18 protein-coding genes and 3 tRNA genes are annotated in these 13,386 nt (G+C 69.0%); 17 read left to right on the top strand and 4 right to left on the bottom strand.

Annotated elements, in window-relative coordinates; all coding sequences use genetic code 11:
• Positions 1–42 precede the first annotated feature (42 nt).
• Both VFW71_00230 and VFW71_00235 read left to right on the top strand, forming a co-directional pair.
• Positions 43–1,254 (top strand): AMP-binding protein, encoded by a 1,212-nt coding sequence (locus tag VFW71_00230; protein HEU5001193.1) that lies wholly within the window; start codon positions 43–45, stop codon positions 1,252–1,254.
• A gap of 164 nt (positions 1,255–1,418) precedes the next feature.
• Entirely contained in the window at positions 1,419–1,964 is a 546-nt protein-coding gene (locus VFW71_00235; GenBank protein ID HEU5001194.1) for a hypothetical protein, read from the top strand.
• Positions 1,965–2,059: 95 nt separating this feature from the next.
• On the opposite strand, the gene VFW71_00240 is transcribed toward VFW71_00235, so the two are convergent.
• Positions 2,060–2,293 carry a hypothetical protein gene (locus tag VFW71_00240; GenBank protein ID HEU5001195.1) on the bottom strand — a complete coding sequence of 78 codons (234 nt, stop codon included), beginning with the start codon at positions 2,291–2,293 and terminating at the stop codon, positions 2,060–2,062.
• On the bottom strand, positions 2,293–4,353 hold the full coding sequence (locus tag VFW71_00245) for an Ig-like domain-containing protein (GenBank protein HEU5001196.1): 2,061 nt from the start codon (positions 4,351–4,353) through the stop codon (positions 2,293–2,295). The genes VFW71_00240 and VFW71_00245 overlap by 1 nt, the downstream gene beginning before the upstream one ends.
• 282 nt (positions 4,354–4,635) lie before the next feature.
• On the opposite strand from VFW71_00245, the gene VFW71_00250 reads away from it, so the two are divergent.
• The 13 genes from VFW71_00250 (at position 4,636) to rplA (ending at position 11,151) form a co-directional block, all read left to right on the top strand.
• Positions 4,636–4,708 (top strand) — tRNA-Thr (locus tag VFW71_00250).
• 88 nt (positions 4,709–4,796) lie between these two features.
• Positions 4,797–4,868 (top strand) — tRNA-Met (locus tag VFW71_00255).
• A gap of 74 nt (positions 4,869–4,942) precedes the next feature.
• Positions 4,943–6,130 (top strand): elongation factor Tu, encoded by a 1,188-nt coding sequence (gene tuf / locus VFW71_00260; protein HEU5001197.1) that lies wholly within the window; start codon positions 4,943–4,945, stop codon positions 6,128–6,130.
• A gap of 28 nt (positions 6,131–6,158) precedes the next feature.
• A complete protein-coding gene (rpmG, locus tag VFW71_00265) occupies positions 6,159–6,323 on the top strand; it encodes a 50S ribosomal protein L33 (protein ID HEU5001198.1) in 165 nt (54 codons plus the stop codon).
• A complete protein-coding gene (locus tag VFW71_00270; protein HEU5001199.1) occupies positions 6,287–7,135 on the top strand; it encodes an SDR family oxidoreductase in 849 nt (282 codons plus the stop codon). Before rpmG ends, VFW71_00270 begins: the two co-directional genes overlap by 37 nt.
• Before the next feature lie 81 nt (positions 7,136–7,216).
• Positions 7,217–7,870 carry a sigma-70 family RNA polymerase sigma factor gene (locus tag VFW71_00275; protein HEU5001200.1) on the top strand — a complete coding sequence of 218 codons (654 nt, stop codon included), beginning with the start codon at positions 7,217–7,219 and terminating at the stop codon, positions 7,868–7,870.
• Entirely contained in the window at positions 7,857–8,249 is a 393-nt protein-coding gene (locus VFW71_00280) for a zf-HC2 domain-containing protein (protein HEU5001201.1), read from the top strand. The genes VFW71_00275 and VFW71_00280 overlap by 14 nt, the downstream gene beginning before the upstream one ends.
• 121 nt (positions 8,250–8,370) lie before the next feature.
• Complete coding sequence (locus tag VFW71_00285; protein ID HEU5001202.1) at positions 8,371–8,616, top strand: hypothetical protein; 246 nt, start codon at positions 8,371–8,373, stop codon at positions 8,614–8,616.
• 178 nt (positions 8,617–8,794) lie between these two features.
• Positions 8,795–8,871 (top strand) — tRNA-Trp (locus tag VFW71_00290).
• Positions 8,872–8,931: 60 nt separating this feature from the next.
• On the top strand, positions 8,932–9,216 hold the full coding sequence (gene secE, locus VFW71_00295; protein HEU5001203.1) for a preprotein translocase subunit SecE: 285 nt from the start codon (positions 8,932–8,934) through the stop codon (positions 9,214–9,216).
• Positions 9,209–9,874, top strand: a complete 666-nt coding sequence (gene nusG, locus VFW71_00300; GenBank protein ID HEU5001204.1) for a transcription termination/antitermination protein NusG — start codon at positions 9,209–9,211, stop codon at positions 9,872–9,874. The genes secE and nusG overlap by 8 nt, the downstream gene beginning before the upstream one ends.
• 34 nt (positions 9,875–9,908) lie before the next feature.
• Positions 9,909–10,355 (top strand): 50S ribosomal protein L11, encoded by a 447-nt coding sequence (gene rplK / locus VFW71_00305; protein ID HEU5001205.1) that lies wholly within the window; start codon positions 9,909–9,911, stop codon positions 10,353–10,355.
• Positions 10,356–10,425: 70 nt separating this feature from the next.
• Positions 10,426–11,151 (top strand): 50S ribosomal protein L1, encoded by a 726-nt coding sequence (gene rplA / locus VFW71_00310; GenBank protein HEU5001206.1) that lies wholly within the window; start codon positions 10,426–10,428, stop codon positions 11,149–11,151.
• A gap of 19 nt (positions 11,152–11,170) precedes the next feature.
• Here rplA and VFW71_00315 read toward each other — a convergent pair whose 3' ends face one another.
• Together VFW71_00315 and VFW71_00320 are read right to left on the bottom strand one after the other, a co-directional pair.
• Positions 11,171–11,563: a PIN domain-containing protein gene (locus tag VFW71_00315; protein ID HEU5001207.1), complete on the bottom strand. Its 393-nt coding sequence runs from the start codon at positions 11,561–11,563 to the stop codon at positions 11,171–11,173.
• 11 nt (positions 11,564–11,574) lie between these two features.
• Positions 11,575–11,814 (bottom strand): hypothetical protein, encoded by a 240-nt coding sequence (locus tag VFW71_00320; protein HEU5001208.1) that lies wholly within the window; start codon positions 11,812–11,814, stop codon positions 11,575–11,577.
• A 388-nt stretch (positions 11,815–12,202) separates the two neighbouring features.
• Between VFW71_00320 and rplJ the strand changes: the two genes are divergently transcribed.
• Together rplJ and rplL are read left to right on the top strand one after the other, a co-directional pair.
• Positions 12,203–12,757 (top strand): 50S ribosomal protein L10, encoded by a 555-nt coding sequence (gene rplJ, locus VFW71_00325; protein ID HEU5001209.1) that lies wholly within the window; start codon positions 12,203–12,205, stop codon positions 12,755–12,757.
• Between the two features lie 41 nt (positions 12,758–12,798).
• On the top strand, positions 12,799–13,185 hold the full coding sequence (gene rplL, locus VFW71_00330) for a 50S ribosomal protein L7/L12 (protein ID HEU5001210.1): 387 nt from the start codon (positions 12,799–12,801) through the stop codon (positions 13,183–13,185).
• The last annotated feature ends 201 nt before the right edge of the window (positions 13,186–13,386 follow it).

Genomic DNA, 13,386 nt, shown 5'->3' on the forward strand with positions numbered 1-13,386 from the left:
TCCTAAAGTAAACACTCCGATGGTCGAGGGTACCGTAACACGATGAGCAGCCTCGTCGCCCTCCGGCAGGCCCTGACCAGCACCCAGCCTTCGGGTGCGCGGTCTGCCCCCGACTTCCTGGCGGCCCTGCGCCGGGTCTGGGAGGCGGGCGACGCCGTCCTGCCGCTCCCGGTCACCCTCCCGGAGCCCGAGGTGGAGCGCCTGCTGGCCGAGCTGCGCCCGTCCCGGGTGCTGTCTGAGACCGGGGAGCGGCCCCTGCCGGATGGCGTTCCGGTGGACGACGGGACCGCACTGGTCGTGCCCACATCGGGGACCACGGGGGCGCCCAAGGGTGTGGTCCTGACCCACGCCCAGTTGCGGGCCTCGGCGATGGCCACCGCCGCCCGGCTCGGGACCGGCGCCGGCGACCGGTGGCTGTGCTGCGTGCCGCCGAGCCACATCGCCGGGCTGATGGTGCTGGTGCGCTCGGCCCTCGCCGGGAGCGAACCGATCCTGCATCCCCGCTTCGACGTCGGGGCGATCGCCGCCGAGACATCGGCGGCGCTGGTGTCCCTGGTGCCCACGATGCTGCGCCGGCTGCTGGCGGCGGGGGTGGACGTCGCCCGGTTCCGCTGGATCCTGCTGGGGGGCGGGCCGATCCCCCCGTCGCTGGTGGCCGAGGCGGAGGCTGCCGGGGCGCACATCGTGACCACGTACGGCATGACCGAGACGTGCGGCGGGGTCGTGTACGACGGCCACCCGCTCCCCGGTGTGCGGGTGGCGGTGGAGGACGGCGAGATCCGGCTCTCCGGGCCGATGGTGATGTCCGGGTACCGCCTGCGGCCGACCGAGACCGCGGCGGTCCTGCAGGACGGCTGGTTCCGCACCGCCGATGCCGGCGAGCTCGAACCCGGTGGGCGTCTGCGGGTGCTGGGCCGGCGCGACGACCTCATCGTCACCGGCGGCGAGAAGGTCGCCCCGGTGGAGGTCGCCACGGTGCTGGGCGAGCATCCCCGGGTGGCCGAGGCGGCCGTGGTGGGGCAGCCCGACCCCGAGTGGGGTCAAGCGGTGGTGGCGATCGTCGCCCCGCTGGCGGGCGCCGATCCGCCGTCGTTGGCCGATCTCCGGGCCTTCGTGAGCGAGCGGCTGGCGCACTACAAGGCGCCCCGCCACCTCGTGGTGGTGCCCGAGCTCCCCCGGGGGCCGACGGGAAAGCCGGTGGGCCTCCGGGAGCTGGCCGAACGGGCGTTGGCGGAGCGGGGCCTCGCCGAGTAGCCCGGGCCTAGCCCGGGCCCGGTTCCTGTGAGCATGAACCACCGCCACGGTGGTTGAGCGTCACAAGAACGTCCCCGGCGCCGAAATATTTGGAAATCTTGACCGGCCCGGCGGGCGCCCGTCGATGCCGGTCGTTGCGCCCCCCCAGTGAGATGCTTATGGCCATGTCCGAGCGCCGCCGAGCCAGCAGCTCCTTCGGGGGATCACGTCCCACTCCCGCCACCAAACCGATCGAGCCCGAACCTGAGGAAGGCGAGCCGGTCGAGCACTCTGCGCCCGGGGCCCGGCAGCCCGTTGTCCCGGACGCCGCCCGGGAACCGTCCGCGGCCCCGTCGCCGTTCCTCGAGGCCCTGGCCGAGCTCCTCGTCCAGCGGGGCATCGAGGTGCCCAAGGGCCTCGGGGAGGCCCCACCCGCCGCCTATGCGGCCCAGGGGGCGGGGGCGGTCGCCATGCTCGCCCGCCTCAACGACACCGACCTGGCCGAGCGCGCCGCCAAGGTGGCGGGCTGGCAGGCCCGCCAGACCCTCCGGGCGCAGCAGGTCTGGGACTCCTCGCCGCTGATCGGCGAGCTGCGCCGGCGGGGCCTGGACGAGCCCCCGAGGCCCGCCCGGCCGGCCGGGGTGGCGTTCTCGCTCAAGCGCCCGCTCGCCGAGTGGAGCGATGAGGAGTTGCAGGACGCCGCCCGGGAGTGGGCCCGGATCGGGCAGTAGCGCCGAGGCCGGCAAACTCGACCTGGCGGCCCGAACCTAGGGGCTACCCACTGGAAACAGCGACGGGCCAATCGTTCTGCTCGACGCTCACGCCGTCAGTCCGAGTCCTCCAGGAACTCGTCTGCCCAGTGCCGGAAGTTGTGCCGGAAGTGGCCCAGGTCGTAGGTCACCAGCTCGTCGCCCTCCCAGACCGCCCCGCACTCCTGCGCCAGCCGCGGGTCGTCCATGCCGACGGGCTCCTCCCCGGTCCACTGGAAGTCCACCATGCCGTCGGGGGTGCGCCGGCCAAGCAGCACCCGGGGCCCCTGGTTGACGCCGCCGGTGACCATTACGGCGCCACCGCCATGCCCACGATGGGCTTGTTCAGCGGCATCCCGCCCGCCGAGCCGAAGGACGTGGCGCCCTGGCCGTAGTTGAAGACGCCGCCGTCGGAGGCCCCCAGGAAGTAGCCGCTGCCGTCGGGCACCGCCCCGATGCCCACGATGGGCTTGTTCAGGTGCATCCCGCCCGCCGAGCCGTCGAAGGCGGCGTCGCCGTAGTTGAAGATGCCGCCGTCTGCCGCCGCCAGCCAGTAGCCACCGCCGTCGGGCATGGCCGCCATCCCGACGATCGGCTGGTTGAGGTGGACGGACCCGGCCGAGCCCACGAACTGGGCGTCGCCGAAGGCAAAGATGCCGCCGTCGGAGGCCACCAGCCAGTACCCCCCGCCATCGGCCGTGGCTGCCATCCCCACGATGGGCTTGTTCAAGTGGATGGACCCGGTGGAGCCCTGGAACTTGGCGGAGCCGAAGGCAAAGATGCCGCCGTCGGAGGCCACCAGCCAGTACCCGTTCCCGTCGGGCGTGCGGGCCATCCCCACGATGGGCTTGTTCAGGTGGATGGAGCCCGTCGATCCCTGGAAGATGGCGTCGCCGTAGGAGAAGATCCCGCCGTCCGAGGCCACCAGCCAGTACCCGAAACCCGTGGGCGTGGCTGCCATCCCCACGATGGGCTTGTTCAGGTGGATGGACCCGGCCGAACCGGCGAAGGTGGTGCTGGGGCCGTAGTTGAAGATGCCGCCGTCCGAGGCCACCAGCCAGTAGCCCTGCCCGGGCTTGTGCACCCAGTTGATGACCGCCGTGGCCGAGGGGTCGCCCGGGTCCAGGGTGTCGTCGTCCTGCAGGTCCACGAAGGCCACGATCTCATCGAAGCCTATGTTGGCCCCCTGCTCCTGGAACCCCACCTGGCCCTGCTGGTCGCTGCTACCCGAGGAGGTGGTGGACTGGGCGTTCACGCCCAGCACGCTGAAGCGGACCAGGGCGCCGGGGTACGGCGCCCCGAACTGGTCGTTCACCTGGGCGATCAGGTTCTGGGTGTTGCCGATCACCTGCGAGCTCAGTCGGGGCGTCAGGGTGATCGCGCTGGCCACCGGGGTCTGCCAGGTGGCGGTGACCGGGGACGAGGTGATCCCGTGGGCCGAGGCGACGATGGTGGACGTCCCGGTGACGTTGGAGCTGAACTTGAACACGGCGTTGCCCCCCGAGGTGAGTGCCGAACCCGAGGTTGCCCCCGCCCCGGTCACCGTGAAGCTGACCTGGGTGCCGTCGCCCACCGGGATGCTGGCCGAGTCCAGAACGTTGGCGCTGACCACGTCGTTGCCCCCCACCGGTGCCAGGCCGTTGGGGTTCTGCTGGGTGAGGGTGATCGACGCCGGGTCCCCGGCGAACGTGGCGGTGGCCTTGGCGGACAGCGTCCGGCCGCCGGCCCCCTGGGTGGACGCCGTGATGTTCGTCGTGCCGGCTTTGGAGTTGGTGAAGCTGAACCCGGCGTTGCCGTTGGCGTCGGTTGCCTGGTTGCCCGAGGTGGGCGACTCGCCGCCGGTACCCGATAGCGAGAAGGCCACCGTGGCGCCCTGAACCGGGTTGCCCGTGCCATCCACCACCGTGGCGGTGATGCGCACGCTGTCCCCGACGTGGTTGAAGGTGGCGACCGGCGAGACCTGCATTGCCGCCGGGACGCCCAACCACTGCACGGTCACCTGCACCGGGTTCGCCTGCCCCGGTGTGCCCGCGTTGATGGTGTCGGTGCCGGAGAGCTGGCTGGAGTAGCCCTGGGCGCAGGCCGTCTGCAGCAGGCCGCTGACCGTGCACGAGAACTGGAAGCCCTGGTTGGGGCCGGAGACCACCGTGAAGTTCACCGTGACCGGGCCGAGCAGCGTCGGCGAACTGATGGTCGCCGTCAGGTCGACGGTGGTTCCGACCGTCGCCGGGGAGCCGGCCACGGTCACGCCCGTGACCGTCGTGCCCGCCTGGGCCTGCGCCGGGGCCGCCAGGAGCGGGCCCAGCATGGCGCCCACAAAGGTGGCGAGGACGAGGAGGTGTCCGAACGGGGCGAGACGCCCCCCTTGCACTGCCCGACGAGACGCCTTGCCCATTCGAAGCACCGCTGGCTCCTTCGGCTGCTGGGAGGTCCTCCACAGGACCCGCTCACGAGATGGTCGGCGACATAATCGCGCTGCTTGAGGGCGCCAGCCGGGTCCCAAGGCCCGGCACCCAGGAAAGCGGCTATCATTTTCCTGGGCCCGCTCCGGCTGGGAGCACCGTGCGAGCAGCTTGCGAGCAGCTTGGGAGCGGGTTTGTGACGTCCGGCCCCGGTCCGGCCAGCTTGGCCCGGTGCCGGCACCGGTGCAGCCGCCCCCTTAGCTCAGTCGGCAGAGCACGGCCATGGTAAGGCCGGTGTCCGCGGTTCGATTCCGCGAGGGGGCTCCGAGGCCGTCACCTGGTTTGAAGATTCAGGCAGTTCAAGTGGTTCGGGCAGGTCGGCGAGGCTGAAAAGCCCCGTCTGGTAGCATCTGGCGGCGTAGCTCAGTGGCAGAGCAAGCGGCTCATAATCGCTGTGTCGGCGGTTCGAATCCGCCCGCCGCTACCTGGGTCGGAAACGGGTGGGGCAGCGGTTGATCGTGAGAATGCTGAGAGATGAAAGGTGCTGGGAGGTAAGCGATGGCAAAGAAGAAGTTCGAGCGTAACAAGCCCCACGTAAATATTGGTACCATCGGTCACATCGACCACGGCAAGACCACGCTTACCGCGGCCATCACCAAGGTGCTCGCCAGCAAGGGCTGGGCCGACTTCACTCCCTTCGACCAGATCGACAAGGCTCCGGAGGAGCGCGCCCGGGGCATCACCATCGCCATCGCCCACGTGGAGTACCAGACCGCCAACCGGCACTACGCCCATGTGGACTGCCCGGGTCACGCCGACTACATCAAGAACATGATCACCGGCGCCGCCCAGATGGACGGTGCCATCCTGGTGGTCTCCGCAGCCGACGGCCCGATGCCCCAGACCCGGGAGCACGTGCTGCTGGCCCGCCAGGTCGGCGTGCCCTACATCGTCGTGGCGATGAACAAGGTGGACATGGTCGACGACCCCGAGATCCTCGACCTGGTCGAGCTCGAGGTGCGCGAGCTGCTCACCAGCTACGACTTCCCGGGCGACGACGTCCCGGTGGTGCGCATCTCGGCCCTCAAGGCCCTCCAGGGCGACCCCGACGCCGAGGCCGGGATCATGGAGCTGATGGCGGCGTGCGACAGCGCCATCCCCCAGCCGGTGCGAGACATCGACAAGCCGTTCCTCATGCCGATCGAGGACGTCTTCACCATCACCGGCCGCGGCACCGTGGTGACCGGGAGGGTGGAGCGCGGCAAGGTCAGGGTCTCCGACGAGGTCGAGATCGTGGGGATCCGCAACCAGACCCGCAAGAGCGTGTGCACCGGCGTCGAGATGTTCCGCAAGCTCCTCGACGAGGGCCAGGCAGGCGACAACGTGGGCATCCTGCTGCGTGGGGTGGACAAGAACGAGGTCGAGCGCGGGCAGGTGCTGTCCAAGCCGGGCTCGATCACGCCCCACACCGAGTTCGAGGGCCAGGTCTATGTCCTGTCCAAGGACGAGGGCGGGCGCCACACGCCGTTCTTCAACAACTACCGCCCGCAGTTCTACTTCCGGACCACTGACGTCACCGGCCAGGTCGACCTGCCCGAGGGCACCGAGATGGTCATGCCGGGCGACCACACCTCGATGTCGGTGAAGCTGATCCAGCCCATCGCCATGGAGGAGGGCCTCCGATTCGCCATCCGTGAGGGTGGCCGGACGGTGGGGGCCGGTCAGGTCAGCAAAATTAACAAATAGAGCAAACCGGGAAACGGTGGAGTGACCTATGGCTTCTAGCGACAAGCGGCCTCATGTGACCCTGGCTTGCCAGGAGTGCAAGCGGCGCAACTACATCACCACCAAGAACCGCTCGAAGCAGCAGGGGCGGATCGAGATGAACAAGTACTGCCGCTGGTGCCGCTGCCACCGGCTGCACCGGGAGACCCGCTGAGCGGTCGTCTGGCTGACCGCGTCGCCATCGTTACCGGCGCAGGCCGGGGGATCGGCGCAGCCACGGCGAAGCTGCTCGCCGCCGAGGGTGCCTCGGTGGTGGTCAACGACGTGGATGCCGGTCCCGCCGGCGAGGTGGTGGATGCCATCACCGCGGCCGGCGGCACGGCGGTCGCCAACGCCGACAATGCGGTGGAGGGCGCCGGCGCCCAGGCCCTGGTGGGTACCGCCGTGGAGCGCTTCGGCCGCCTGGACATCCTGATCAACAACGCCGGCATCACCCGGGACAAGATGTTCCACACCATGCCCGAGGAGACGTTCAACTTCGTGCTGGACGTCAACCTGCGCACTGCCTTCAACGCCACCCGGGCCGCCGTCGACCACATGCGGGCGGCCGCCAAGGCGGAGACCGCTTCGGGGGGCCACCCCGCCTACCACCGCAAGATCACCTTCACCTCGTCCACGTCCGGGCTCCTGGGCAACGCCGGGCAGTCCAATTACGGGACCGCCAAGATGGCGCTGATCGGCATGGCCCGGACCCTGTGCATCGAGTTGGGAAGCTTCCACATCAACGTGAACGTGGTGGCGCCCGGGTTCATCGAGACCCGGCTGACCGCAGCCAAGGAAACCTCGACCGATCCCGACCTCGGCATCCCCGAGGGCCTCCGCAACCTGGCGATGATGATGATCCCGCTCGGCTACGCCGGGCAGCCCGAGGACGTGGCCAAGGCCCACCTCTACCTCTCATCGCCGGATTCCGACTACATCACGGGCCAGACGCTGGTGGTGGCCGGGGGCCTCGCCCGCTACTGAAGCTTTTCTCATCCCCGGGTAGGTACCAGGTACGTAACCTGAGGGCGCCCGGCGCCGTCCAACCCTACTGAAGGACCAGGTGTGGACGTACCAACCGAAGTCATCGAGGCGTGCCAGCAGGGGCGTTCCGAAGCGTTCGAGGAGCTGGTGCGCCTGACGCAGCGGGATGTCTACACGCTTGCGCTGCGGCTGACCGGCAACCCGGACGACGCGGCCGACGTGACCCAGGAGGTCTACATCCGGCTGCTGCGTTCCATCCGGACCTTCCGCGGCGAGGCCAAGTTCTCGACGTGGCTGTACCGGGTGACCTCGAGCGTCGCGATCACGGCCCTGCGCAAGCGGGCCCGGCGCCGCCACGAAGTCTCCCTGGACGAGCAGCGCTGGGAGGACTGGAAGGGATCGGCATCGGAGGAACCGGGGCCCGAGCTGGACCGGCGGGAGTTGGCGCAGCACCTGGAGGCGGCGCTGGCAACCCTGCCCGAGGGCTACCGCAGCGTCGTGGTGCTGCGGGACGTGTACGGGATGTCGTTGGCGGAGGTGGGTGAGCAGGTGGGCATCAGCGAAGGGGCGGCCAAGGTCCGGCTCTTCCGCGCCCGCCAGAAACTGATGGAACTGTTGAAGGACGAGGAGACGGAAGCGCCCCGCGCCGACCGCCGGAAGCGCCGGGCAGCCCAGGGGGTTGCAAAGGGAGTACGAGCAGGACATGGGAGGGAGTCAAGCAATGGAATGTCGTGAGGCGGCGGAACACCTCCCCGCATACCTGGATGCAGCCGCCGGCCCCGCCGCCACTGCCCTCGAGGCACACCTGGGCACCTGTAGCGCCTGCCGGGCCGACCTCGACCGCTACCGGGCACTGAGCGGCGCCCTGGCCGGGCTGGCCAGCCGGACCGTGGAGCCGCCCGCGTGGCTGCAGCCCGCCATCATCTCCAGCCTGCGGGCGCACTCGGCCCACCGCCTGGCGGTACTGGACCGGACGCCGCTGGCGCTGACCGACCGCCGCCTGGCCGCCGCCGGCGGTGCCCTGGTGCTGGGCGTGGCGAGCGCGGCGGGAGTGGCGGTGCTCGCCCGGCGGAACCGGCGCCGGCGCACCCGCCTGCGGGCCGCCATCGCCTGAGCCGGCTGTAACCTCCCCCCGCTCCGCCTCGTCGAATCAGGTGTAAGGCGGGACCGACCGGCCCGACGGACCGGAAGGGAATCCCGGCAAGCGCCTCCACCTGAGGCGAAGGAGGACGGCAGTGGTCATCGCAGTCGCAGTCGTGATGGGGATCATCGGTGGGCTGGTGGTCAAGGCTCTGTTCCTCAAGGAGTCCAAGCTGGCCTGGGACGCGATCTTCGGCCTGGTAGGCGGCGTCGCGGCCTATTACCTCTACCGCTCGCTCTCGACGGACGTTCTCCGGGCGGTCTTCGCCCTCGGCACCGCCGTCGTGATCGCCGGCCTGCTGCACGAGGCATGGACCCGCTTCTTCTCGAAGACGGCGTAGTTACCCAGTTTCTCGGGAGGCGGGGGCGCTCAGCGCCCCCGCCGCCGCGTCCGGCCCGGGTCCGGCCCGGGTCCGGCCCGCGTCCCGGCCCATGGGGGCGGGACGACGGCACCGATTGCTCGCCCAACAGCCGGTCTCTATACTGGGCCCGGCCGTAGTGGGCGAATGTTGCGCGCAAAGGCCCGTAGCTCAATTTGGTAGAGCACCGGTCTCCAAAACCGGCGGTTGGGGGTTCAAGTCCCTCCGGGCCTGCCAAACCTTAGAGTCCCGACCGAGCCCTGGACGAGCGAAGCATGTGGTAGGGGGAGTTGAGCAGTGAACCGAGAGACCAAGCGGGCGATGAAAAAGCGGGAGGACGCCGCCGACAAGCTGAAGCGGCCGACCCCCCAACAGGTGGCCGCCAAGCGGAAGCGGACCAAGCCCCGCGAGTTCGTGAAGGAGGTCCGCGGCGAGCTGGCCCGGGTGGCCTGGCCGAACCGGACCGAGGTGTTCACCTACACCCTCGTCGTGCTGGTGTCGGTCACCTTCTTCATGGTGGTCATCGGCGGCCTCGACTACGCCTTCACCAAACTTGCCGTGAAGCTGATCTCCGGTGGATGAGCCGGGGCTGGAGGACGAAGAGATGATCACCGATACCGCAGACGTCGAGGCCGAGACCACCACGGAGGAACCCACCGCCGAGGAGGAACCTGCCGAGGAGCTCGCCGAGGAGGAGTTCATCCCGCCCGCCGAGCGGCCGGGGGACTGGTACGTCGTGCACACCTACGCCGGCTACGAGAACAAGGTCAAGGCCAACCTCGACACCCGCATCCGTTCCATGAACATGGAGGACAAGATCTTCGAGGTTGTGATCCCGGTCGAGGACGTGATCGAGTTCAAGGGCGGCAAGAAGCAGGTGGTCCAGAAGCGGGTCTTCCCCGGCTACCTGATGGTGCGGATGTACGTCGACGACGACTCCTGGTACGTCGTGCGCAACACCCCCGGCGTCACCGGGTTCGTGGGCTCAGGGGCCAAGCCGGTCCCGCTGGCGGCCCGGGAGGTCGAGAAGATCCTCCAGGTGAAGCCGGTGGAGCGCCTGAAGCCGCGCCTGGAGTTCGAGATGGGCGAGAGCGTGCGGGTCGTCACCGGGCCGTTCGCCAATTTCACCGGCACCATCTCCGACATCAACGTTGACCAGTCGAAGGTCAAGGTCCTGGTCAACATCTTCGGCCGGGAAACCCCGGTGGAGCTTTCCTTCGAGCAGGTCGCCAAGCTGTAGCTCGCAGGTTCGGCATCCGGAAAGGATCGGTCCCATGGCAGGCCCAGCACCACGTAAGAAGCGCAAGGTCGCAGCCATCGTGAAGCTGCAGATCCCGGCTGGGCAGGCCACCCCCGCCCCCCCGGTGGGCACAGCCCTCGGTCCCCACGGCGTGAACATCATGGAGTTCGTGCGCAGCTACAACGAGCGCACGGCCTCACAGGTGGGCACGGTGGTCCCGGTCCAGGTCACGGTGTACGAGGACCGCAGTTTCGAGTTCGTCCTGAAGACCCCGCCCGCCTCGGTCCTGCTGAAGCAGGCCGCCAAGGCGCCGAAGGGATCGCCCGAGCCGCACAAGACCAAGGTGGGCACCATCAGCCGGGACGACGTGCGCCGCATCGCCGAGCTGAAGCTGCCGGACCTCAACGCCTACGACGTCGACCAGGCAATGCGCATCATCGAAGGGACCGCCCGCTCGATGGGTGTGTCGGTCGAGAGTTAATTTTTCGTTCGCTTTCGTGGGAGATCCCGGCCGTTCGGGCGGGGGTCGCCGGGACCACTGGAGGTCTGAGATGGCACCGAAGGGCAAGCGGTACGAGTCTGCGGCGAAAGCCTTCGAGCGGGACACGTTCTACGGCGCCGCTGAGGCGCTGACCCTGGCCAAGTCGCTGGCCACGGCGAAGTTCGACGAGACCATGGAGCTGAACCTCCGCCTCGGCGTCGATCCCCGCAAGGCCGACCAGGTGGTCCGGGGCTCGGTGAGCCTGCCCAAGGGCACCGGCAAGCAGGTGCGGGTGGCGGTCTTCGCCCAGGGCGACAAGGCCCGCGAAGCCGAGGAGGCGGGGGCCGAGATCGTAGGTGCCGCCGACCTGGTGGACCGCGTGCAGAAGGGCTTCACCGACTTCGATGTGGCCATCGCCACCCCCGACCTCATGCCGCAGGTGGGCAAGCTGGGCAAGATCCTCGGTCCCCGGGGCCTTATGCCCAACCCGAAGTCGGGCACGGTGACCCCGGACGTGGCCAAAGCAGTGGGCGAGGTGAAGGCGGGCAAGATCGAGTACCGCACCGACCGCCAAGCCAACGTGCACACCGTGATCGGCAAGGCCTCGTTCCCCGTCGAGGCGCTGACCGAGAACTACCTGGCCGTGATCGACGAGGTCACCCGGGCCAAGCCGGCAGCGGCCAAGGGCAAGTACATCAAGTCCGCAACGATCTCCTCGACGATGGGCCCGGGCGTGCGCATCGACACCGCCCGGATCAAGGAGCTGGCCGGCGAGGGAGCCGCAACCGCCAGCTGAGCCGCATCTCGCTCGCTGGCTACTGGCCGACCGGCCAGTGCTCGATGACGATTCCGGGCATGGGAAAGTCCTTCACATTGCCGGTGGCGAGCCGTGCCCCAACGCCGGCTGCCGCGGCCGCCACGAGGCAATCGGCTTGACTGAGCGTTGTCCCGTGGGCGGCGAAGGTTCGTCGCCATGCCGCGGCTTGTTCCGCCACCCGGCGGCCCAGGACAGCCAGCCGGAGTCCGTCGAGGAGTAGCGCCACCGCCGCTTCCTCTCCGGGGTGGCATCCTCGCAGCAATTCTTCGATATTGATGGCCGAGGTGAACGGCGTGTCGCCCGCGGCCCGGAGACTGCGCAGGCGGCCTCCAGCGGGCCGCCCACGGAGCGCGTCGATGAGGACCGTGGTGTCGAGCAGGATTGCGCCCACGCGGCCCCGGGTCAGCCGACCCGGCGCTCGTCGCCCCTGCGCTGGGCGTGGACCCAAGCGCCCGGATCCTCATCCCAGTCGTGGTCGCGGTCGGGGATGCCACCCAACGCAGCGATCACGTCGTCCCAACGTCGCTCGTCCTCCAGCACGCGCCGGATGGTCTCGGAGATGAACGCGCTGCGGTGCCGGGGACCGACGCGCTCATCAAGCGCCGCGACCAAGTCGTCCTCAAGTACAATGTGTAGACGCACGCCCACAAGCTAGCACACACATCTCGGTGTGCGCCCGCGACGCGGATACTGCCCTTCGCAGCAGAGAAGAGAGTTCCGGATAAGTCTGTGAGTGTTTAGGGGTGCTATAGGATACTGAGCACTCACAGACTATGTCACCGTGTAGCGAGATGCCTAAAGTGGCCGGGAATATGCTTCTGATTGGCCCTCCGGCGCGGCGGAAGCCCGGGCCCGCCCTCTGGTACCATGACCCCGCCGTAGACCGCCGGTGGCCCGCCAGCTTAGGGCCCGAAATCGTCCGGGACCGCCCGGAGAGCCTGCCGAGGCGCACGAGGAGTCGATCATTCGCGCGGCCTGCCGTCTCCGGCGGGCCGTTTTTTTGTTCCGGCGACAGGAAGGTCGAAACGCTATGCCCAAGCCAGAGAAGGTCGAGGCGATCGAGGAGCTGGTGGGCGACTTCACCAGCTCGCAGGCCGCCCTGCTCGCCTCGTTCCGGGGCCTGAAGGTCGCCGAGCTCACCGAGCTCCGGCGGGCACTCACCCCCACCCAGACCGAGTTCAAGGTGGTCAAGAACACCCTGGCCCGCATCGCCGCCCGGGAGGCCGGCATGGAGGCCCTGGTGCCGCTGCTCGAAGGCTCCACCGCCATTGCCTTCGTCAAGGGCGACCCGGTGGCCGCCGCCAAGGGCTTGGACGAGGTGGCCAAGAAGTACCCGGCCCTCGTCGTCAAGGGCGGCCTGATGGACGGCAAGGTGCTGACCCCGGAGCGTGCCCTCGCCCTGGCGAGCGTGAAGCCGCGGGAGGTGCTCCTCGCTGGCCTCGCCGGGGCCATCAAGTCACCGGTGGCCACCGTGGTGGGCATGGTGGCCGCCCCGGTCCGCAGCCTGGCCTACGCCTTCGGTGCCTACCGGGACAAGCTGAGTGGCGGCGACACCCCGCCCGCCGCCGAGCCCGAAGCGGCATAACCACTAACCAACCAACAAGAACAACCAGAGAGGAGAACACCATGGCCAAGCTTTCGACCGACGAGCTGCTGGACGCGATCGGCTCGCTGACCCTGCTCGAGGTCTCAGACTTCGTAAAGGCCTTTGAGGAGCGCTTCGGCGTCTCCGCCGCTGCGCCGGTTGCGGTTGCCGCGGCGGGCGGCGGGGCTGGGGCAGCGGCCGAGCCCGAGGAGGAGAAGGACGAGTTCGACGTCATCCTCCTGGCCGCCGGCGAGAAGAAGATCCAGGTCATCAAGGAGGTCCGTGCCCTCACCCAGCTCGGGCTGAAGGAAGCCAAGGACCTGGTGGACGGTGCCCCCAAGCCGGTGCTCGAGAAGGTCAACAAGGAGACGGCCGAGAAGGCCAAGGCCCAGCTCGAGTCCGCCGGAGGGTCGGTCGAACTCAAATAGGCGGTGCACCCGGCCCGGCCGCCCGCAGGTTGGGAAGTCTTGACAACCTCGGGCGCCCGGGCCTACCATGCCTAGGTCTTCTCAAAACTGGATACGAGTCTGCGACTTCGGCCAACGATTTAGGTTGACGGGCGGTAGCCATGGTGCTACTATGCCCGTTTGCTGTGTTTCTGCACTCATTTCAGCGGACCCAGACCACCA

It is taken from the genome of Actinomycetota bacterium (assembly GCA_035765775.1).
Classification (GTDB): domain Bacteria; phylum Actinomycetota; class CADDZG01; order JAHWKV01; family JAOPZY01; genus DASTWV01.

What these genes read in the sequence shown, in the direction of transcription:
- VFW71_00240 (HEU5001195.1), bottom strand. Translation starts at nt 2,293, where the DNA reads ATGGTCACCGGCGGCGTCAACCAGGGGCCCCGGGTGCTGCTTGGCCGG.
- rplJ (HEU5001209.1), top strand. Translation starts at nt 12,203, where the DNA reads ATGCCCAAGCCAGAGAAGGTCGAGGCGATCGAGGAGCTGGTGGGCGAC.
- VFW71_00235 (HEU5001194.1), top strand. Translation starts at nt 1,419, where the DNA reads ATGTCCGAGCGCCGCCGAGCCAGCAGCTCCTTCGGGGGATCACGTCCC.
- rplA (HEU5001206.1), top strand. Translation starts at nt 10,426, where the DNA reads ATGGCACCGAAGGGCAAGCGGTACGAGTCTGCGGCGAAAGCCTTCGAG.
- rplL (HEU5001210.1), top strand. Translation starts at nt 12,799, where the DNA reads ATGGCCAAGCTTTCGACCGACGAGCTGCTGGACGCGATCGGCTCGCTG.
- VFW71_00230 (HEU5001193.1), top strand. Translation starts at nt 43, where the DNA reads ATGAGCAGCCTCGTCGCCCTCCGGCAGGCCCTGACCAGCACCCAGCCT.
- tuf (HEU5001197.1), top strand. Translation starts at nt 4,943, where the DNA reads ATGGCAAAGAAGAAGTTCGAGCGTAACAAGCCCCACGTAAATATTGGT.
- rplK (HEU5001205.1), top strand. Translation starts at nt 9,909, where the DNA reads ATGGCAGGCCCAGCACCACGTAAGAAGCGCAAGGTCGCAGCCATCGTG.
- VFW71_00280 (HEU5001201.1), top strand. Translation starts at nt 7,857, where the DNA reads ATGGAATGTCGTGAGGCGGCGGAACACCTCCCCGCATACCTGGATGCA.
- rpmG (HEU5001198.1), top strand. Translation starts at nt 6,159, where the DNA reads ATGGCTTCTAGCGACAAGCGGCCTCATGTGACCCTGGCTTGCCAGGAG.